Below are 20388 nucleotides of genomic sequence, written 5' to 3'. Positions count from 1 at the left end.
GGGATATAGTCGTAAAGTCAATAGATTTTTGAATATTTGAAATGTTCCTTGTTATTTTTTACTTTCTTTGAAGCTGGGCTAGACGCTTTTTCTCGATTTTTTCAAGCCTCTCCAACTGCCTTAATTTCACTTCGAACAAAGTGATCGGGTCACGGTAAACTTCCGGATTTTCTTTCATATGTTCCAATGCAGCCTGGTAGTCTTTTATCTCGGTCTGCGTTTGTTCAATCGTTTTTTGAAGTAAGGCAAATGAACTGCGATAGAAAAGTGAGATGTCCCGATCCAAAGATTTTTCAAACAATCCAAATTGGGTAAGGAAACGTTCCGTGATCATTTCCGCAACATCCAGGTAATCTTCACTTTCCAGATATTTCTTATAACGATTGTACATATTGGCTTTATTTTGCGGTATCGCCCCAAACAGCTTCCCTGCTCCTTTAAGCAGCAATTGTGATGGAGTCCTGCGCAAAAGGATATTAACGTTTTCGATGCGGATACTGCTTGTCATCCGATCGGCATCACGGCTCCAGTCATCCAATACCCTGAAGTCACCTGCAAGCGTAATCCGTTCTTCTTTGTATAATTCATTGAATCCGGCACTCATCTCATCCATAAACTGCTGGCTTTGTGAGAACTCCATTTGGGAACTGGCAATCCAGTCTTGTAGAGAACGATAATATTGAGGCATGATCTTATCAGAAATGAAGTTTTGAATCCGCTCATTCATTTCTTGGTTTAATTGTACATGGACCTGACTGAAATCACTGCTTTCCGTTAATGATTTAGAGCAATCCTTCAGTAATTCAGGAATTTTAGTAGAAAGCTGATTTTTCACTTCATCCTTAAGCAGACGATACGACCTTATGATATTTTCACTTTTTTCTTTTTCCAGATCAGCCAGTTGATTGACCGCCCCATTCAGTTTGACTTCCATCTGTTCATTCCAAGAGATGGAATGCTCGCATTTCCGCTCATTGGCTGCCCGTTTTTCTAACAGATAAGATAAAGTTTTACGAATGAATGCAAGGATTTTCTCAGATCTTCTTTCCTTCCAATTCTCATCTTGGTAATTCGATTGAAGGAAGGCTGAAAGGTCCTTCAATTGCTGCTTGCTATCATAAAGTTTGGAGAAAGCGAATACTTTCGCATTCGGGAAATATGCATTCACTTTATCCCATGTTTCGTCTTCCATCCGGACTGCGACCTGATCACTGTATATCGTATCCATTTTATTTAATAAGAAATGAATCGGCAGTTTCGGAGCCATCATTTGAATTTCCAATAACAGATCCCGTTCGCTGCCGGTGAAAGGCGCCCGGGCGTCCAGGACGAACATCAGTCCATCACTGCCATGTAAATAGCCTTGGAAATCGGATTCCACGCTTTTTTCCCCATTGAACCCCGGTGTATCCAATAATCGCAGACCATTATTTCTTAGGTAGTCACTTATGATTGTCACATCAACAATAGTCCCGCGCTGGCGGCGTGTTTCATCCAATTCAGCTAGCTCCATGACAACCTTTCTATCTGTATCGGTAATTTCAAGGATTTCCAATTCATCCCCGTCTTTGACACTGACTAAGGATGAATGATCTTCAGCGGCAATGCTCTCGCCAACAATTGACTGAATGAAGGATGTCTTGCCATTTCCTGTACTTCCTACAAGAAGAAGATTGAAATTTTCGGTATCCTTAATCCCCTCGACCATCCATTTAAGCTTATTGCCAACCTTTAGGTCATTATCTTCAGCCCACTGGATAATGGAATTGAACAGTTTCTCTCCCGCTTCCAGTCCGCCTCCTAATTTAGGCGATTTCGAAAGCAGGCTTTCTGCATCCTGAATAACCAGCGCATTGATCGTATCCGGGAAGATTTCATTCCAGGACAACGCGGATGCCGCCGCAAACAACGAGAGCTCCCCATCTGCGATTTTGAGCCAGTTTTCCAGTAACCTTGGCACGACAGGACTTAAATCTTTGATTAGGTGCGTTCCTTCTAAAAGACCTGCATATGCATCCCTGTAATAGACGGAAAGCTCATCCCATACATCAGCATGGTTCAATTCAATGGTATCTATCAAATTATTAATCACTCTTAGCCATTCGAAATAAGAATCCGTATATTTATAATTTTTCCAAAGGGCAACCGTCACCTTTTCGAAACGTTCCTGGTCAAGTGTGTATAGCGAACCAAGGACAGTTGAAAAATAATCCGGATCCATCGATTGGGCAACCCCCTGCTGGATATACGTCTTCAGCACATCGAACCAGCCCATTGATTCTGTACGGATACTTTCATTAGCTGCTAATACCACCGCACTGTTCCAATCCTTTTGTTCTTCAAAAAAGGCACGTGCGATTTCCGTGACATTCGGGTAATCCGGTTGAAACTCGACTGCTTCTTTCACGACTTTGGAAGCTAGGTCATTTCTCGATTCCACTATGTACAGGGAAAAAAGTTGCAAAAGAACCTCTGTTTTCAAGACCGCTTCATCCGTATCGACGGATTTATAGATATCCTCTGCGGTTGAGTACATTTCCAGTTCAAAATAAGCATCAGCGATGTTTTTCTTCGCCCATGGACCAAGTTCCCCTTCTATGTTCTCCCATTTAAAAATGGCTGCTTCATAGTCATGATGCTGAAAATATACTTCTCCTTGAGCAAATCGAATGGCGGTTAAATCCGCTCTTTCCTTTTTTTGTTCCACGAGAAACATTTCACCCAAAGCTTGAATCGGGTGTTTCCTTGTATCCTCAACCATCGTTTCATAGTATTTTTTTCCGATCAGCCGTTCGTCCATCTTTATTCCCCCGATATATTTCATATTTTCAATTAAAGGAAAATCACTGATTCCATAAGCCTTCTAGTAGACCTAACTTCAATCTAAAGATTCCTTTAGTTAAAAAATCATTTACAAAACCTTAAAATATTATTTTAGCAAAACAATATGGTAACAACATGTCATCACTCTTACAATTTTAAAACAGAAACAAATGGAACTGTAATGTTTTTAATAAAACGATATAGAAATGTCATTTCCATATTCGAGAAAAAATGTTTTTTCTCGTTTTACCACATACCAGATAGAGGTGGACGAATCATTCTTTATACCTCCAAATTACCAGAGGCCCGGCCCTAAAAGCAAAATCCCCCTGCCCCGTCCATTACTAAATCCCCATTTTTCCATTCATATAAAAAAGCAGTACCCTCATTCATAAAAGGTAGCTGCTCTCTGATAAGCTCTGAACAGTCGTTGTCCTTTGACAAATTAGGATTATACCCCTGTACGCTTACGTTGGTTATTCGGCTTTTTGGTCAACTGGCTTTTAAGCTGTTTCGTTTTCTTCACAACGCCTGTTTCCAGTTTATCTTTACTTGATCCTGCTTGCTTTTGAGCCAGTTTTTGTTTGACTGCATCCGCCAGGCTTAATTTTTTATTTTCAGACATACTGTTGTCTCCTTTAGTGTTCTGCCTTCTATTATAATATAGTTGCGATTAGAAAGATAATAGGGAGTAATATCCTATTCTTCTTGAAAATATCTCTGGATATAGGAAGTTTCGCCAACAGGGGACTAATTTCCTGCTCCTTTAAAAGGATTAATGAGAAATTATATTGACTTCATAATCAGAATTTGCTAAATTATCTATATATTAAAAAATCTATGAAGAGAAAGAGTAAGATGAGAACCCTGTTCCACAGAGAGTCGACATGTGGTGGAAGTCGATGTCCAAGGCCTATCCGAAAATCATCTCTGAGATGCAAAGCCGAAAATCCAGTAGGCTTTGACGGGTTTCCGCCGTTACAATGGATCACGTATGAATACGTACGTTGACTGAGTGCCGCAGCTCTTTTGAAGCGCGGAATATGGGTGGTAACGCGAGCACAAACTCGTCCCTGATTTTCAGGGGCGAGTTTTTTATTTGCACAAAACACTTCAATCAGCCTTTTTCAGGCCAGTCGACGAGAGTTATCAATTTTAAAAAAAAGGAGAATTCACCATGAAAAAAACAGACACATTATTTATCGGCCTTATGCTTTTCTCAATGTTCTTCGGAGCGGGGAATCTCATATTCCCTCCATTTTTGGGTGCATCTTCTGGAACCTCATTCTGGCCAGCCATTGCCGGTTTTGTTGTAACCGGAGTCGGCCTGCCAATTTTGGTGCTACTTGCAGTCTCACTTGTTAAAGGCGGGGCACAAACCATCGGGGCCCGTGTACATCCACTATTCAGTACGTTGTTCATGGTGGTCATCTATTTAAGCATCGGGCCATTTCTGGCCATTCCAAGAAATGCGAATGTTGCCTATGAAATGGGCTTAAAGCCGTATTTTGGCGACTCAATGAACCAATCACTATTCCTATTCATTTTCACAACCATATTTTTCATCATCGTTTATGCCATTTCATTGAATCCAGAGAAAATGGAAACCTTCATGGGACGCTGGATTACACCCGTTCTACTTCTGTCCATGGTCATTCTCTGTGTCGTTGGGTTCGTAAAGCTTGATGCTCCATTCCAAGCTCCAACCGAAGCATATGCTGCAGGAGCATTTTCGAAAGGATTCATTGAAGGTTACAACACGATGGATGCACTAGCTGCCTTGGCTTTTGGGATCGTCATCCTGACCTCAATCCAGCAAAGGGGGATTTCCGAACGAAAACAATTGACGAGGTATACAGTAAAAGCGGGTCTCCTCGCTGGTGCTTTGCTTTCTTTAGTTTATATCTCCTTAGGTGTAATGGGAGCACGCATGGCAGCCGATGGGGCATTCGAAAACGGAACGGATATCCTCACTGTCGCATCCACCCTTTTACTTGGAACTGGCGGGAAGGTCCTTCTAGGAATCATTTTCACTTTGGCATGCTTCACCACCGTCGTCGGGTTGACGACTGCTTGCGGACAGTATTTCTCGAAACTTTTCCCCAAGCTGAACTATAAAACCGTCATTCTGATTGTAACAATCATCGGTTTCATTCTTTCAAATATGGGTCTGAATCAAATTTTGAAAGTATCTGTACCATTCCTTGTGATGGCTTATCCGTTAACGATCGTCCTGATTGTCCTGACATTCTTCAGCCGTCATTTCAAAAACCCGAAGAAGGTTTATCGCAGTGCAATGATTTTCACAGGAGTTTTCGCCTTGATGGACGGACTGAATGCCTTCGGCTTACAATTAGGACCCGTGCAAACATTGAGTGATGTCCTTCCCCTTTCCGCCTACGGCATGGAGTGGATCATCCCTGCTCTCGTCGGTACAGCCTTCGGCCTGCTTCTCAGTCAATTTGGACAAACGGATCGAGCTGAAGAGTTGGAAATCGAAACACTATAATAATGAAGTAAGCAGGTGATTTTACGGGTCATCTGCTTATTTTTGTACACGTCTGCACTGCTTTATTTTGGAAATCTACACACATTTTTTGTTATGATGGGGTCAAAGGAGATGATAAGTAACATGTCTAAGCAAACCCGTATTGGTAAAACAGATCTGTATGTAAATCCGATTGGCCTTGGCACGAATGCAATTGGCGGACATAACCTTTTCCCTAATCTAAGTGAGGATACAGGAAGGGATGTTTTGAGAACGGCATTGGAAGAGGGGATCAACTTTTGGGATACAGCTTACATTTACGGTCCTGAGCGTTCAGAAGAACTTATCGGTGAAATCCTTAAAGAGAGTCGCAAACGCGAGGAGATAGTCCTTGCCACTAAAGGCGCACATAAATTTGCCGATGGCAACATCGTCTTTGATAACTCTCCGGCTTTTCTGAAAAATGCTGTGGAATCGAGTCTAAAAAGGCTACAAACGGACTACATCGACTTATTCTATATCCATTTCCCTGATGAGGATACCCCTAAAGATGAAGCGGTAGGTGCCTTAAAGGAATTGAAGGATGCAGGCAAGATCAAGTCGATCGGTGTCTCTAACTTTTCGTTCGAACAATTGAAGGAAGCTAATAAAGACGGCTATGTCGATGTGTTGCAATCCGAGTACAATCTATTCAAACGGGAGGCAGAACAAGACCTGCTGCCATATACAGCCGAAAATAATATTTCCTTCATTCCTTATTTCCCCCTTGCTTCCGGTCTGCTCGGCGGCAAATATAATCAGGAATCAACATTCGAGGACGGCCGGGCAAAAAGTCCGCTTTTCCAAGGACAAGCCTTTGTAAGCAACCTGCAAAAAGTGGAAGAAGTCCGGACGATTGCCAACAGGAAGCATACCGATGTCGCCGATGTCGTACTAGCTTGGTATTTAACTCGGCACTCGATAGATGTACTGATTCCCGGGGCGAAAAAGCCAGATCAGGTCACACGCAACTTACAAGCATTGGATGTCGATTTAATCATGGATGAAATCGCCGAAATCAGTGCCATTTTCGCTTAACATATATGTGAAAAAAGGCTGTTCAGCTTATGTTGAACGGCCTTTTTCTATTTATCCTGCTCTTTGGTTCATCCTTGTAAAAAAAAATTGACTACTAGTCTCGCTATATTGCTTAGGTACTCCTGTTTTGATATATTTAGTGAATATTCCATCAATTAAGGAAGAGGCAGTCTGATGAAAAAATCCATTGTTCTTATATTTCTTATCTTGGCAAATTTGTTTTGGGCCGGTAATTACATTTTCGGAAAATACGTTGTGACCGAACTTTCCCCGATTCAACTAACATTTACGCGATGGCTAATAGCCGTTTTCTTATTGTTTCCTTTAGCCCAATGGATCGAAAAGCCAAATTGGAAGAGTGTCTGGAAAGAATGGAGATTGCTGTTAGTCATGGGGGTGCTCGGAATCGTCAGTTATAATTTTTTCCTTTATTGGGCTCTGACCTATACAACTTCCATGAATGCCGCTCTTGTCAATTCCATGAACCCTGCCTTAATTGTGCTTTTTTCCGCTTTGCTGTTAAAGGAGAAAATTTCAGCCCTCCATGCGCTCGGACTTATCATATCTTTATTCGGCGTTTTATTGGTCTTGACAAAAGGGCACCTTCTGGATATTTTCCAGCTCACTTACAATAAAGGCGACTTATTGATGATCCTGGCGATTCTCGTTTGGACTTTCTATTCAATAATCGCTAAAAAACTAAAAAACATTCCGATCATCTCAGCCACTGCCGTTTCCGTATTTCTCGGATTGATTCTCGTCGCTCCATTCGCCATTGGCTCGGGAATGAACCCTGATTTAAGCGGTGAAGCCATCACGGGTCTCTTATATATTGGAATCTTCCCGTCTGTCGGTTCCTTTATTTTCTGGAATATTTCCCTTCGTCATATCAACGCTAGCCAGGCTGGAATTTATCTAAATCTGATTGCTGTATTTACCGCCATTCTTAGCCTGATTTTGGGTCATACCATTACCATCGTCCAAATCCTGGGAGGTCTTTTTGTCTTCATTGGCGTCTACCTGACAAGCAAAAAGAAAAAGGAATATCCGGCAGCTGTCACGAAGAACATGTAAAGAACATCCAGTAATTCACACCAACTATGCTTTCTTGTCTTTTCCCCTTGTCTATGCACCATGATTTACGTTATCCTTTAAAGAAGAAAATCTGAATGTAAAGGTGTGCTTTAGTTGAGGATCAATAAATTTATCAGTGAATCCGGAATTACCTCGAGACGAGGCGCAGACAAATGGATAGCCGAGGGCCGTGTGACGATAAATGGCACTGTAGCTGAGCTCGGCAGTCAAGCTGAACCCGGTGATGATGTTCGTGTCGATGGCAAGCCGATAAAAGTGGAACAGCAAAATGTCTATATTGCACTGAATAAACCGATAGGGATTACAAGTACTACGGAAAAACACATAAAAGGGAATATCGTTGATTTTGTAAATCATCCGCTTCGCATTTTTCATATCGGACGGCTGGACAAAGACTCAAGCGGTCTGATCCTTCTTACAAATGATGGAGACATCGTAAATGAAATCCTTCGTGCAGAAAACAAACATGAAAAAGAATACATCGTAACTGTGGATAAACCACTTACCTCTTCCTTCATTAAAGATATGTCATCCGGAGTGGAGATTTTGGATACAAAAACACTTCCATGTAAGGTTGAACAGTTGACCAAATATACATTTAACATCACTTTGATGCAAGGACTGAACAGACAAATCCGCCGAATGTGCTCCGCACTAGGATATGAAGTCCGTGATTTACATCGAATCCGGATCATGAACATCCATCTGGACGGACTGGCGATTGGACAATGGCGCGACCTGACAGAGGATGAATTGACGGAACTATTTAAGGAATTGGACTATACTCCAAGGCAAAGATAATAATGATGATGCCTCCAAACTTTCGGGGGCATCGCTTTTTTAATTTAGGAAGAATTTTTAGCAATCATTTGCTTTAAGTTTTGCGGATATACTCGTGAGCTTCATGCTTTTAATGATAATGAAAGGAATCTATTTTTCCTTAAAGACATTGATAACCAAAGCGGTTTTGCTTCTGAATCTACTCTTTTCCTGTCAATTACATCTAAGGGCTTTATTCTTTTAATTTCTCCTTCTGCGAAAGACCACTACTCGTTCGCTGTAAATTCTTCTAATGGCAAATCTCATGTTGGGATAAGCGGCCGCCACCAATCACACCAATTTTAAAGGTTTCCATGATTTCATCGATGGTTGCCCCGGCATTTAAGCAGCCTTCCATGTGATAGCAAATGCATTCATCGCAATGGCTGACTATTGATATGGCTAATCTGTACTTACTCTAACTGGCGTTTAAATACTTTACTGGCGAAGAAGTAAGCGATGACCATGATGCCGACGCACCAGGCAAGCGCGATCCAGATTTCGTTGCCAACTGACCCTTCATACAAGAAGGCACGAATCGCATTCACGATTGAAGTCACTGGCTGGTTCTCAGCGAACGCACGGACAATTTTAGGCATGGTTTCGGTGGGGACAAAGGCCGAACTGATAAATGGGAGGAAAATCAGCGGGTACGAGTAGGCTGTCGCCCCTTCCATGGAACCCGCTGTCAATCCAGGAATGACCGCCAGCCATGTCAGCGCCAACGTAAACAGCCCGAGTATCCCAGCTACCGCGAGCCAATCCAGGATATCAGCGCTGGAGCGGAAGCCCATCAAGAACGCGACGAGGATCACCACGACGACAGTAAGCGCATTGGATACAAGCGAGGTCAACACATGAGCCCACAATACCGACGAGCGCTTGATGGGCATGGTAATGAAACGCGCCATCAGCCCGCTCTTTACATCCGTAAACAGCCGCACGGAGGTGTAAGCGACGCCGGATGCGATAGCCATCAGCAATATTCCCGGCAATAAATAATTGACGTAGTTGTCCGTGCCTGCCTCTATGGCGCCACCAAACACGTAGACAAACAGCAGCATCATCATAATCGGCGTTATCGCAACCGTGATAATTGTATCCGGGCTGCGCATGATATTGCGCATTAAACGCCCTAGTAATACCCCTGTTTTGCTATTCATTTACATCTCCTCCTTTTTGCCGATGATCGCGAGGAAAATTTCCTCCAATGTCGGCTGCTTCTCGATGTACTCCACTTTCGCTGGCGGGAACATTTCCTTGAGTTCGGTAAGGGTCCCGGTCGAGATGATTTTTCCGCCATGCAGGATGGCGATACGATCCGCCAGTTGTTCGGCTTCCTCCAGATACTGAGTCGTCAGCAAGATTGTCGTGCCGCCGCCGGCAAGCTCCTTGACGGTATCCCAGACTTCAATCCGTGCTTCGGGGTCAAGCCCTGTCGTCGGTTCGTCGAGAAAAATGACTGCTGGCGCCCCAATCAGGCTCATGGCAATGTCAAGCCGGCGCTTCATCCCGCCGGAATATTTATCCGCCCGGCGGTTGGCCGCATCGGTCAGGCTGAATCTCGCAAGCAGATTGTCGGCGACTTGAGCGGCATTGGAAACTCCCCGCAGCTTGGCTATCATCAGCAGGTTTTCCCGCCCGGTAAGCATGCCGTCTAAAGCTGCAAACTGCCCTGTCAGGCTGATGCTCTGGCGAACATGATCCGGTTGACGCTGGACGTCAAAGCCGCAAATACCGACTTCGCCGCCATCGGCCTTCATCAAAGTCGAGAGGATGTTGACCGTCGTCGTCTTGCCCGCTCCATTTGAGCCCAGCAGTGCGAAAATTTCGCCACGCCGTACCTCAAAATCCACCCCCTTTAAGACTTCATTGTCTTTAAAGTTTTTTATTAACCCTTTTACAGAAATCGCTGCATTGCTCATACTTTTTTCCTCCTTTTAATAGCGCAGCAAAGCCGCTTGTAAGAACCCTAATTATCCTTCCGAGCGCCCTGAGGAACTATATTGCCTATACTCCTCTATTTAGTCTGACTGATAATCAGTATAACTTATTACCAGGTTAAAATATAACTGAATAGCGTTGGTGGCATTTCACATTTGTAACCAGCTATTCAGTCGGAATTATTTATTGAATTTATTTTTTCCCAATCGCTTCATGATACTTTCATTCAAATCTTCACGATACTTGGCGAAATAGGTTTTAGCATTTGCCACTAGTTCGTCGGCAAAGGACGCCACGTCGTCCCCAGTGATTTCCAGCACTTGTCTGCCTTCCGCCGCACCGGCTTCGAACAAATCGATTAATTCGTACTGCATGTGCAGCATATCCATCCCGTTGCCCGCCGAGAAATTCCACATGTAGTTTTGAATTTTCTTAAATACAAACTGGTAGTCCTCTGGCAGGGCTTCAACCCGTGCCATCATCATTTTATACTCTTTTTTATCACCCATCATTTTTTTGAACAATTCCATCATGTTATTTTTCCTCCTCTTTATAAAGCTGAACAAGATACTCCAAAAATATCGTACGGAATATCTTATGAAGCTAGATTGACTTTAAGACGTTGATTTTCGATGATACAAAATCCCATTTTTTCCAAAACAATTGAAGTTCCTGGCGGCCAGCTTCATTAAGTGAGTAAAACTTGCGGGGCGGCCCCATATCTGACGGTTTCTTCTCTATGTTCACCAGTTTTTTCTTTTCTAATCGCACGAGGATGGTGTAGACCGTCCCTTCCACGACTTCAGTAAACCCAAGCTCGTTCAGGCGACGGGTAATCTCGTACCCATAGGTTTCATGGCGGCTGATGATTTCCAGCACGCAGCCTTCCAGCGAACCCTTCAGCATTTCAGTTAAATTTTCCATGTTCAGCGCCTCCTCTATTTTGTGACTTAAATTAAGTAAAACTTAGTTCTGAGGGGAATTTTTACTGAATAGCTTTTGGGAAATCACGCTATTTAGTATTACTTATTACACCTAAACAGTAACACCGAGTAGCGGAGGTGTCAACTTTTTCTTAAAAATATTTTTGCCACTTCACTATTCAGTGCTGTCGGTATCCAGTGTTACTTACTACAAGGTATGCTGTAACACGCAGTAGGGTGACTGTCAACTTGATTTATTTTTTTTTAAAAAACAGTTATCTCCATTGGATACAGCCATCGTGAGTCGCACTTTTACTGGTGAGTTTCACGCTTTTACTCATGAATTCCACACTTATACTCGTGAATTCCACTTTTACTTGTGAATTTCACACTTTTACTGGTGAGATTCACGCTTTTACTCGTGAGTTTCACACTTTTACTCGTGAATTCCACTTGTACACGTGAATTTCACACTTTTACTCGTGAGTTTCGCATTTTTACTCGTGAATTCCACTTTTACTCGTGAGATTCACGCTTTACTCGTGAATTTCACGCTTTACTCGTGAATTTCACACTTTTACTCGTGAGTTTCACGCTTTTACTCGTGAATTCCACTTTTACTCGTGAGATTCACGCTTTACTCGTGAATTTCACGCTTTTACTCGTGAGTTTCACGCTTTTACTCGTGAGTTACACACTTTTACTCGTGAATTCCACACTTTTACTCGTGAGTTTCACGCTTTTACTCGTGAATTCCACTTTTTCAAGGGCCAAAATAAAAAGCAACCTGCAACAGGCTGCTCGTTATGGGCTACAAATTATACCCACCATAAATCAGTGGGGCTTTCGTTGATGAGTACAGTTTTCAGATTGGTAACAGCCCGTTGGAATCCTTCTTCAACTGACATCAGCGGATCTTCATGTTCGATGCTGACGACGTAATCGTAACCGTATGTGCGAAGGGCGCTCATGATGTCGGACCATTCTTGCAGGCTGTGGCCGCATCCTACAGAGCGAAAGTTCCAGGCACGGCTCTGAATATTTCCATATGGCTGCATGTCGGTTAAACCATACATATTGATGTTATCCTGATCCAAGTATGTGTCTTTTGCATGGAAGTGGTAGATTGCTCCCGCTTTCCCTAGGATTTTGATGGCCCCGACTGGTTCGATGCCCTGCCACCAAAGATGGCTTGGATCAAGGTTGGCGCCTATAGCATCAGATGTAGCTTCCCGCAGTTTTAACAAGGTGTAGGGTGTGTGGACGAGAAAGCCCCCATGCAGTTCAAGTCCGATTTTTATATTGTGCTCATCGGCAATGGCAGCTGCTTTTTTCCAATAGGGGATCAATTTTTCTTCCCATTGCCATTTCAGCACATTTGTATACTCATTCGGCCATGGGGCGACAGGCCAGTTTGGATATTTGGCTCCTTCGTGATCACCGGCTGTACCAGAAAAGGTATTGACTACCGGGACGTTCAGTAAGGATGCAAGCTTGATTGTTTTAATCAGTGTTTCATCACTTTCTTTAGCGAATGCTTCATCTGGAGAGATTGGATTGCCGTGGCAGCTGAATGCACTGATCGTTAATCCTCTTGTTTGAACGGCTTCGAGGTATTTTTGGCGTTTTTCTTCACTTTCCAGCAGTTCATCGAGCGGACAGTGGATATTGCCTGGATACCCGCCTGTACCGATTTCAACTGTTTTTAATCCGGAATCTGCGACATAATCAAGCATATCCTCGAATGATTTTTGAGCAAATAGCACTGTGAAAATCCCTAATTTCACAAGCCCCACCTCACCTTTTCATTAATTTATGCTCATGACCTTCCCACTTGCCGAGCTTTGATAAATGGCTTCGATTATTTTCGAAACTTTCATGGCTTCCGATGGCTTTACCAATGGTTCTGCCAGCCCCAGACAGCTATTAATAAAATTCTCTGCCTGCTGCAGGTCTGGTGTATCCTCACCTGGCATCCATACGGCCTCACTATTTAAAAGCATGCCGTGCTTAGCCTGGTTCAAGACCAGCGGGAACACATCAAGTCCGCCCTGCGTTCCGGATAAACTTAAAACAGTTGCTTCTTCACGTATATTAGCGGCCCAAGATGTTTCGAATAATAAAGATGCTCCGTTGGCAAATTTGATATATGCCGTGGCATGGTCATCCACTTCAAATACAGAGGCATCGAAATTCCCCCACAAATTGACTTGATCGACACCCTTACTGACATAATTATATGTCGAACCTACGATTTCAATCGGTTCTGGGTCATCCATCAGCCATAAAGCCAAATCAAGCAAATGGCAGCCGTAATCGATCACGCTTCCCCCGCCTTGCAATTCCTTGCTTGTAAACACTCCCCAGCCAGGGACTTTTCGTCGTCTGATTGCCTGTACACGCGCTACATATGGTTCACCGATTTCACCCGCCTGAATCATTTTCTTTGCAGCCTGGGCTTCCTTCATGAAGCGGTAATGATAAGCGGTCGATAAAACTTTACCCGATATATTTGCAGCCTCGGTTATTGCTAAACATTCCTCAGTTGTAATGGCCATTGGCTTTTCGCATAACACATGTACACCCGCTTGCAGAGCAGCAATGGAAATCTCCGCATGGAACTTGTTTGGCGTTGCAATCGTAACAGCATCCACTTCAGCAAACATTTCTTCATAATTGGTGAAAACCTTCTCGATATGAAATTCACGCGCCACTTCTCGCGCCTTCATTTCATCTATATCCTGAATGGCGTATAAAACCACTTTATCTTGAAATTTTTGAAAAGCTGGGATATGCCTTTTTTGGGCAATTCCGCCAGCACCGATAATACCCATTTTTAATTTGTACATGATGACTTTTAACCCCTTTATAAGCGGATGATTTTTCGGGATGCATTTGATTCCATCGCGCCAAGAATGACTTTTAATGATTTTAATCCTTCAACTCCTGAGACAAGTGGCTCCTCATTGTCCACCACACATTTTACAAAGTGGCTGATCACTTCGGAATCATGCTGTCCTTCTGAGTCATTAGTCTGGATGCTTCCTAATTGGATGGTTTCTGTCTTTCCATTATCATGATGGATGATCAGTGAGTATTTCGGATCGTCTTCAAGGCGCAATACCGCTTTTTCCGCATAAATGACCGTAGCATTGTCTTCTTTTGCATAAGACCAGCTGGCGGTAAGCGTTCCGATGATACCGCTCTCCGTCCGGAGGATACAGGCCGCACTGTCATCAACGTCTGTATTTTTCTTGGCAGTCGTTTCCACAAAGGCTCCCACTTCAACAAATTCTTCTCCAAGGATATACCTTAATAAATCAGCTTTATGAACGCCTAAATCGCCCATTGCACCAATGACTGCCTGATCCTTTTTAAAAAACCAGCTTTCCCGTCCGTCCACGCTCCAGGTTTCCGGCCCGGAATGTCCAAAAGCCGTCCGGAAGCTATAGACCTTCCCTACCTCCCCGCTATCAATAAGCTGCTTCGCTTTTTGATGAGAGGGAACAAAACGCTGATTATGACCAATCATTAGTATTTTGCCGCTTTTCGATGCTGCTGCATTCATTTTTTCAGCGTCTACTAAAGAAGTAGCCATTGGTTTCTCACAAAGGACATGCTTACCAGCTTCCAAGGCCGCAACTGTGATGCGTGCATGCAGGTAATTCGGGGTACATACACTGATCGCTTCAATCTCCTCATTCTTCAAAAGTTCTATATAATCAGTATATGCTTGCGCGCCATACCTTTGTGCCGCTGCATTCGCCCGGTCCGGTACAATATCACAAACGGCAATGATCTCCGTTTCCTGATGTGCAGCATACTCCGGAAAATGCCTGTTTTTTGCAATACTCCCGCATCCAATGACTCCTACCTTCACTTTGCCCATTTTGTTCTCTCCTTCACTTCAGCTCTTTGCCTGAGATGGATTCCAACGGTTCGGCTTTCCCGTAGTTCGTTACGATTCCAAATTCCGGCTTGACCCAATTAACGGCATTCTTAATCACTCGTTGAATCTCGGGATTATGGTAGGTAGGATATGTTTCATGACCTGGACGGAAATAGAAAATCCTCCCTTTTCCCCGCTGATACGTGCAACCGCTTCTAAATACCTCCCCGCCTTCAAACCAACTGACGAATATCAATTGATCTGGTGCAGGAATATCAAAATGTTCCCCGTACATCTCTTCCTTTTCAAGCTCTATATATTCTCCGATTCCATCAACGATAGGATGACTTGGTTCGACAACCCAGAGCCGTTCCCTTTCATCCGCCACCCGCCATTTCAAATCGCAAGTCGTGCCCATTAATCGTTTGAAGATCTTTGAAAAATGACCGGAATGGAGGACGATGAGTCCCATTCCCTCGAGTACTCGCTTGTGAACCCTTGCAATGATTTCATCCTGAACTTCATCATGTGCAACATGCCCCCACCAAAGAAGTACATCGGTTTGTTTCAGTGCTTCTTCGGTTAATCCATGCTCTTCTTCATCGAGAGTGGCGGTTCTCACCTCGACCTGCCCGCTTTGTAAAAAGCCGGCAATTGCACCATGGATACCATCCGGATATACTTTTGCTACTTCAGGCTTTGTCTTCTCGTGGCGAAACTCATTCCATACCAGGACTCTCATGAACAACCTCCTCCATACAAGATTCATTTCACGGCAACTTGCTTTGCATGTTTAACTATTACCTCTTTATTCATAACGCAAACGTTTGCGTTAGAGAAGATCAAAATATAAGAACATACTTTATCCCTTTAAAGTATGAATTTTCAAAAATAGTAGTGATAATCTATATTGTAAATTTATGTTAGTAAAAATCAAGCATTAATTGGTAAAACATTTCTACATTTTTCTTTTAATTTCCTTTTCGGCAACAAAATGCGACTCCCGCTTTATGATTTTGGTAGGAATGCTGATACTCTTTTCCATCATTTCCGGATTTGCAATTAGATCGAACACACATTTTGCCGCCTCATACCCTAACTGATACGTATGGATATCAACCGTTGTCAGCGGCGTACTTAAAAATTCTATGAATTCCGAGTGGTTAAAACAGACGACGCTTATTTGCTGTGGCACATTCAAGTTCTTTTCAGCCAACACTCCAAGCAAGAGAACACCCAATAAAAGATCCATAACCAAAAAAGCGGTTGGTGCCTCTTTCATTTCCAGCAATTCGTCAATCGCCTTTATTCCATCCGTTCGATTTAAAGGAATCAATTTGATATATTCCTGCCGTACATCCAACCCGGCCTGTTCCATCGCTTGTTGAAAGCCTGTCAAGCGGTCCTGGATCACCTCAAACTCGGGACTGCCCCCTAAAAAGGCAATTCGCTCATGTCCAAGATTGATTACAAACTCCGATACTTCCCTGGCCGCTTGAACATTATCGTTATCAATGAATGTGATACCGCTCATGTTCGTGCCTGGCTTCCCTATCAAAACGAACGGGAAGCCCTGCTTTAATAAGTATGGCACCACTTTATCGTCCTTTTTAGAATACAAAACAATCATCCCATCAACTCTTCTGCCCTGAACCATCTTCACGACATCCTCAAAGATGGCATCCTCCGTCTCCCCGGTTGTCAGAGAAAGACTGTACCCTTCTTTATTACAAAAATCGCCGATGCCTCGGATCACTTCTGGAAAAAAGGGATTATAAAGTGATTCCCTCGCCGAACTTTTCATGACGATCCCAATGGCCTTAGTTGACTTCGTGACTAAGTTCCGGGCATTTTCATTCATATGATAGCCCATTTCTTTTAATACCTTACGTACTTTACGCTTTGTCTTTTCACTGATTGTCGGGCTGTTATGGATTACACGCGATACCGTTGATGGAGCGACATTCGCTTTTTTGGCAACGTCTTTTATAGTAACAGACAAATTCATCAACACTCCCCGTTCACCGCACATGGTTTAATATTCCCTATATTTAAATAGTTATTTAACGGCTCCATCTGCAATTCCTTTGATAATTTGCCTCTGTGCAAAAAAGTACGCAATGATGACTGGAATGATGGATAAAGTAAGTCCAGCCAAGGCAAGATGCCATTGCTTCGTATATTGACCGAAAAAGAAGAATAATTTAAGCGGAATGGTCTCCGATCCCGCTCCGCCAATAACAAGGGATGGCAGCAAATAGTCATTCCATATCCAAATGACATTTAAGATGCCAACTGTAATCGACATCGGTTTTAATAATGGAAAGATGATATACCAAAATACCTGAAACCGGTTAGCCCCATCAATCTTTGCTGCCTCATCAAGTGAGATGGGAATCCCTTTTAAGGTACCATGATATAAGAATATGGAAAGACTGCAGCCAAAACCTAAATACATGAAAATCAGTCCGGCCTTGTTCAACATCCCTAGCTGTCCGAATTGGGCAACGAGCGGTATCATCACAGACTGAAACGGAATTAGCATGGCTGCTACAAACACGAAGAAAAGCAGAGAACTTATTTTACTTTTGTTTCGGGAAAGGGCGTATGCTGCCATCGCAGAAAAAATGATGATGATGACTACACTGACGCCCGATATCAATAAGGAATTGAATAAAGTCCGGAGGAAATCCAATTGCTCGAAAGCTTGAATGAAGTTTTCGAATGTCCAGGTTTCAGGCAGTCCCAGCGTATCGGCAAATATATCCCGTTTCATTTTGAAAGCATTTACAAGCATTAAATAAAACGGAGTGAGCCATAATACGGCCAAAATGAATCCGATGAATCCAATCAGCCACAATTTCCATTTTCCCCTCATCACAGCTCAACCTCCCGTTTTTTATTGAAATAGACCTGTGTCAGTGAAACAACCGCCACGATCACGAAAAAGATAACGGCTTTTGCCTGTGCATATGCCATATCGTTTTCGGTGAAGGCCGATTTTACAATGTTCATCGCAACCATTTCAGTTGAATTATAGGGAGCTCCATTCGTCAAAGAAAGATTTTGATCATAGATCTTGAACGAGTGGGAAAGCGTCAAAAACAAACTGACGGTAAAAGCGGGTGCCACTAGTGGAAAAGTTATATGGCGAAAACGCTGGAAGCTGTTAGCTCCATCAATTTTTGCCGCTTCGATCAAGTCTTCAGGAACAGCCTGCAAATAGGCAATATAAATAATCATGATATATCCGGCCATTTGCCATGATGTTAAAATGATCAATCCCCAAAAACCTGTATCAGTCGTTGATAACCATCCATTAAATGCTTCGATCCCAGTCAAATCACCAATCGCACCGAAGACCTTAATAAAAATGAACTGCCAAATAAAGCCCAGAATCAAACCGCCTATTAAATTGGGCATAAAGAAAACCGTCCGCAATATGTTGCTTGATTTAATTTTCGAAGTCACGATGAGAGCCAAACTTAATCCGATGATATTGATTACCACAATTGCCGCTACGGAAAATTTAATGGTGAACCAAAATGTATCAAGGAACCCTTTATCCGTAAACAAGTCCATATAATTCTTAAGACCGATGAAATCCGGCGTCCCTAAACCGTTCCAATTCGTAAAGGAATAATAAAATCCGTAGATGAGTGGCACGATCACAACCAAAATGAGTGCAGCAAGAACAGGTGTCAAAAACAGCCAATATGCGGCATCCCGATTTCTCAACGAAACCGACCTCCTTGAAATGATTTAATAGTTAATGGTTTTAGATCATGACTGGGTTATTTGATGAATCCCTTGTCTAGGCAATTTCCCTAAGTGACTTTTCTATAACAAGGAACAACCAATCGGCACAGTTTTCATGCCGATCGGTCACTTGCATTTCCCAATACTTATTTGCTATGAATCTTCTCCCAATTTTCAATGTTCTGTTGGACAAGTTCCTCCCAAGTCAATTTACCGGTTACGTATTTTTGGACACTTGCCCCAAGATCATCGTTCCAACCAACCGGATATCCATTAAACACCCAGCCAATCGTGTTTCCTTCTTGGGAGTATTTATAAATTTCTTTTGAAATTGGATCGGCAATTTTTTCGACATCATATCCTTCATATGCAGGAATGAATTTAAAGTCTTCCAAAACGGCCTTTTTCCCTTCCTTGGATGTATACATCCAGTCGAGGAACTTCTTCGCTGCTTCTTGTACCTTTTCATCCGATTTCTTGTTCACTGCCCAATAGTTCGGTACGCCGACCGGCATGCCTGCAGAGTCTCCATTTGGAATCGGGATGATGCCAATTCCCTTTTCAGCTAACTCAGGGTCCATATCATATACTGTGTTATACACCCAGTTGCCTTGCTGAATGATCGCAACCTTTTCAAGTGAGAACAGCTCTTCCACTTGTTGGGAGTAATCGAGACTTGCTGTCGGCTGGACGGAATATTTATTTTGGATATCGACCAGTTGTTTAAACTTGTCACCATCCGTGAATTTAACCGTTGGAGCCTTACTTGCCTCTAACACATTCCCATCAAACTCCGGTGCTAAGAAAACATTGGATAAATGGTTACCTGTCACCCACTTCTCTTTGACCGGATAAGCGAAAACTGCATCGATTTTCAATTTGTCTTTTTGCGAATCCATTTTCTTGACTGCCGCCTCTAAGGCTTCATAACTTGTAATTTCATCAGGATTAATTCCGGCTTCTTTAAATATCCGCTTGTTATAAATCAAGCCGTATCCTTCCTGGTTAAATGGAAGTCCAAGGACTTGCCCGTCCTCTTCCACGCCATCCAAAGTGCCATCAAGTGCTGCAGCAGCAGCCTTCGTATCCTTTAAATCCGTTAATCTATCTTTATATTGTTCGACATCCACCGGTCCGCCAATGTTAAAGACCGCCGGCTCCTCACCTGAAGCGAACTTTGCCGTAATGGCTGATTTATAATCATTTCCGCCGCCAACCGTCGATACCTTGATCTTTACATCTGGATTCTCTTTTTCGTATTGTTTTGCCAATGACTCGAATTGCGACTTGAATTCTACCTTGAATTGAAATATATCCAGCGTCACGACATCCTTTGAGTCGCTATTTCCACCAGTTGAGGAGGAGCATCCAGCCAAAATCACACTAAAAACTAATAAAACAGTAAGAATTCCCCCGTACCATTTTTTACGCTTCATGCCTACCGACTCTCCCTTTTTCATAAGATTCATGCAATTTTAAGAAAACGTTTGCATAAAATAGTAAAATAAAAGCCTTTCATTCTATAAAGATCATGGTCTATCGTACTTCTTTTACATCACCTCCTCACAGAA

19 protein-coding genes and 1 other annotated feature are annotated in these 20388 nt (G+C 42.9%); of the genes, 4 read left to right on the top strand and 15 right to left on the bottom strand.

The window, feature by feature from the left end; translation table 11 throughout:
• Positions 1-58: 58 nt before the first annotated feature.
• Positions 59-2800 (bottom strand): GTPase domain-containing protein, encoded by a 2742-nt coding sequence (locus N0M92_RS15055; RefSeq protein ID WP_260286514.1) that lies wholly within the window; start codon positions 2798-2800, stop codon positions 59-61.
• Positions 2801-3274: 474 nt separating this feature from the next.
• On the bottom strand, positions 3275-3448 hold the full coding sequence (locus tag N0M92_RS15050; RefSeq protein WP_164468807.1) for a hypothetical protein: 174 nt from the start codon (positions 3446-3448) through the stop codon (positions 3275-3277).
• Positions 3449-3654: 206 nt separating this feature from the next.
• Positions 3655-3901: a binding site (T-box leader), on the top strand.
• Positions 3902-4000: 99 nt separating this feature from the next.
• Between N0M92_RS15050 and brnQ the strand changes: the two genes are divergently transcribed.
• The 4 genes from brnQ to rluF all read left to right on the top strand — a co-directional run bounded on the left by brnQ (position 4001) and on the right by rluF (position 8284).
• A complete protein-coding gene (brnQ, locus tag N0M92_RS15045) occupies positions 4001-5332 on the top strand; it encodes a branched-chain amino acid transport system II carrier protein (protein WP_260286513.1) in 1332 nt (443 codons plus the stop codon).
• A gap of 123 nt (positions 5333-5455) precedes the next feature.
• Positions 5456-6388: an aldo/keto reductase gene (locus N0M92_RS15040; protein ID WP_260286512.1), complete on the top strand. Its 933-nt coding sequence runs from the start codon at positions 5456-5458 to the stop codon at positions 6386-6388.
• Between the two features lie 174 nt (positions 6389-6562).
• The gene (locus N0M92_RS15035) at positions 6563-7462 is read left to right on the top strand and encodes a DMT family transporter (RefSeq protein ID WP_260286511.1); all 900 of its coding nucleotides are present in this window, start codon (positions 6563-6565) and stop codon (positions 7460-7462) included.
• Between the two features lie 114 nt (positions 7463-7576).
• Complete coding sequence (gene rluF / locus N0M92_RS15030; RefSeq protein WP_192207699.1) at positions 7577-8284, top strand: 23S rRNA pseudouridine(2604) synthase RluF; 708 nt, start codon at positions 7577-7579, stop codon at positions 8282-8284.
• Between the two features lie 268 nt (positions 8285-8552).
• Here the strand turns inward: rluF and N0M92_RS15025 are convergent, their stop codons facing one another.
• From N0M92_RS15025 to N0M92_RS14965, 13 genes are all read right to left on the bottom strand, one after another.
• Complete coding sequence (locus N0M92_RS15025) at positions 8553-8696, bottom strand: carboxymuconolactone decarboxylase family protein (protein WP_260286597.1); 144 nt, start codon at positions 8694-8696, stop codon at positions 8553-8555.
• A gap of 19 nt (positions 8697-8715) precedes the next feature.
• Positions 8716-9465: an ABC transporter permease gene (locus N0M92_RS15020; protein WP_260286510.1), complete on the bottom strand. Its 750-nt coding sequence runs from the start codon at positions 9463-9465 to the stop codon at positions 8716-8718.
• Positions 9466-10227, bottom strand: coding sequence for an ABC transporter ATP-binding protein (locus N0M92_RS15015; protein WP_260286509.1), 762 nt, complete (start codon positions 10225-10227; stop codon positions 9466-9468). It abuts the gene before it with no gap.
• Between the two features lie 198 nt (positions 10228-10425).
• The gene (locus N0M92_RS15010) at positions 10426-10779 is read right to left on the bottom strand and encodes a DUF1048 domain-containing protein (protein ID WP_260286508.1); all 354 of its coding nucleotides are present in this window, start codon (positions 10777-10779) and stop codon (positions 10426-10428) included.
• A gap of 70 nt (positions 10780-10849) precedes the next feature.
• Entirely contained in the window at positions 10850-11170 is a 321-nt protein-coding gene (locus N0M92_RS15005; RefSeq protein WP_260286507.1) for a PadR family transcriptional regulator, read from the bottom strand.
• An 817-nt stretch (positions 11171-11987) separates the two neighbouring features.
• The gene (locus N0M92_RS15000; RefSeq protein WP_260286506.1) at positions 11988-12956 is read right to left on the bottom strand and encodes a sugar phosphate isomerase/epimerase family protein; all 969 of its coding nucleotides are present in this window, start codon (positions 12954-12956) and stop codon (positions 11988-11990) included.
• A gap of 21 nt (positions 12957-12977) precedes the next feature.
• On the bottom strand, positions 12978-14018 hold the full coding sequence (locus tag N0M92_RS14995; protein WP_034305944.1) for a Gfo/Idh/MocA family protein: 1041 nt from the start codon (positions 14016-14018) through the stop codon (positions 12978-12980).
• 17 nt (positions 14019-14035) lie between these two features.
• Positions 14036-15058 (bottom strand): Gfo/Idh/MocA family protein, encoded by a 1023-nt coding sequence (locus N0M92_RS14990; protein WP_260286505.1) that lies wholly within the window; start codon positions 15056-15058, stop codon positions 14036-14038.
• 13 nt (positions 15059-15071) lie between these two features.
• Positions 15072-15800: a ThuA domain-containing protein gene (locus N0M92_RS14985; RefSeq protein ID WP_260286504.1), complete on the bottom strand. Its 729-nt coding sequence runs from the start codon at positions 15798-15800 to the stop codon at positions 15072-15074.
• A gap of 216 nt (positions 15801-16016) precedes the next feature.
• Positions 16017-17060: a LacI family DNA-binding transcriptional regulator gene (locus tag N0M92_RS14980; RefSeq protein WP_260286502.1), complete on the bottom strand. Its 1044-nt coding sequence runs from the start codon at positions 17058-17060 to the stop codon at positions 16017-16019.
• Between the two features lie 57 nt (positions 17061-17117).
• Positions 17118-17936 carry a carbohydrate ABC transporter permease gene (locus N0M92_RS14975; RefSeq protein ID WP_192207690.1) on the bottom strand — a complete coding sequence of 273 codons (819 nt, stop codon included), beginning with the start codon at positions 17934-17936 and terminating at the stop codon, positions 17118-17120.
• Positions 17936-18796, bottom strand: coding sequence for a carbohydrate ABC transporter permease (locus tag N0M92_RS14970; RefSeq protein ID WP_076370709.1), 861 nt, complete (start codon positions 18794-18796; stop codon positions 17936-17938). Before N0M92_RS14970 ends, N0M92_RS14975 begins: the two co-directional genes overlap by 1 nt.
• A gap of 167 nt (positions 18797-18963) precedes the next feature.
• Complete coding sequence (locus N0M92_RS14965) at positions 18964-20253, bottom strand: ABC transporter substrate-binding protein (RefSeq protein WP_260286501.1); 1290 nt, start codon at positions 20251-20253, stop codon at positions 18964-18966.
• Positions 20254-20388: the final 135 nt, after the last annotated feature.

Source organism: Peribacillus aracenensis (assembly GCF_025175645.1).
Taxonomy (GTDB): domain Bacteria; phylum Bacillota; class Bacilli; order Bacillales; family DSM-1321; genus Peribacillus; species Peribacillus aracenensis.
The sequence above is the reverse complement of the archived record's forward strand: the minus strand, read 5'-3'. Positions and strand labels throughout refer to the sequence as shown.

Excerpts from the sequence above, each read along its gene's own strand:
- N0M92_RS15055 (WP_260286514.1), bottom strand. The coding sequence starts at position 2,800 with ATGGACGAACGGCTGATCGGAAAAAAATACTATGAAACGATGGTTGAG.
- N0M92_RS15050 (WP_164468807.1), bottom strand. The coding sequence starts at position 3,448 with ATGTCTGAAAATAAAAAATTAAGCCTGGCGGATGCAGTCAAACAAAAA.
- brnQ (WP_260286513.1), top strand. The coding sequence starts at position 4,001 with ATGAAAAAAACAGACACATTATTTATCGGCCTTATGCTTTTCTCAATG.
- N0M92_RS15040 (WP_260286512.1), top strand. The coding sequence starts at position 5,456 with ATGTCTAAGCAAACCCGTATTGGTAAAACAGATCTGTATGTAAATCCG.
- N0M92_RS15035 (WP_260286511.1), top strand. The coding sequence starts at position 6,563 with ATGAAAAAATCCATTGTTCTTATATTTCTTATCTTGGCAAATTTGTTT.
- N0M92_RS15020 (WP_260286510.1), bottom strand. The coding sequence starts at position 9,465 with ATGAATAGCAAAACAGGGGTATTACTAGGGCGTTTAATGCGCAATATC.
- N0M92_RS15015 (WP_260286509.1), bottom strand. The coding sequence starts at position 10,227 with ATGAGCAATGCAGCGATTTCTGTAAAAGGGTTAATAAAAAACTTTAAA.
- N0M92_RS15010 (WP_260286508.1), bottom strand. The coding sequence starts at position 10,779 with ATGATGGAATTGTTCAAAAAAATGATGGGTGATAAAAAAGAGTATAAA.
- N0M92_RS15005 (WP_260286507.1), bottom strand. The coding sequence starts at position 11,170 with ATGGAAAATTTAACTGAAATGCTGAAGGGTTCGCTGGAAGGCTGCGTG.
- N0M92_RS14995 (WP_034305944.1), bottom strand. The coding sequence starts at position 14,018 with ATGTACAAATTAAAAATGGGTATTATCGGTGCTGGCGGAATTGCCCAA.
- N0M92_RS14990 (WP_260286505.1), bottom strand. The coding sequence starts at position 15,058 with ATGGGCAAAGTGAAGGTAGGAGTCATTGGATGCGGGAGTATTGCAAAA.
- N0M92_RS14985 (WP_260286504.1), bottom strand. The coding sequence starts at position 15,800 with ATGAGAGTCCTGGTATGGAATGAGTTTCGCCACGAGAAGACAAAGCCT.
- N0M92_RS14975 (WP_192207690.1), bottom strand. The coding sequence starts at position 17,936 with ATGAGGGGAAAATGGAAATTGTGGCTGATTGGATTCATCGGATTCATT.
- N0M92_RS14965 (WP_260286501.1), bottom strand. The coding sequence starts at position 20,253 with ATGAAGCGTAAAAAATGGTACGGGGGAATTCTTACTGTTTTATTAGTT.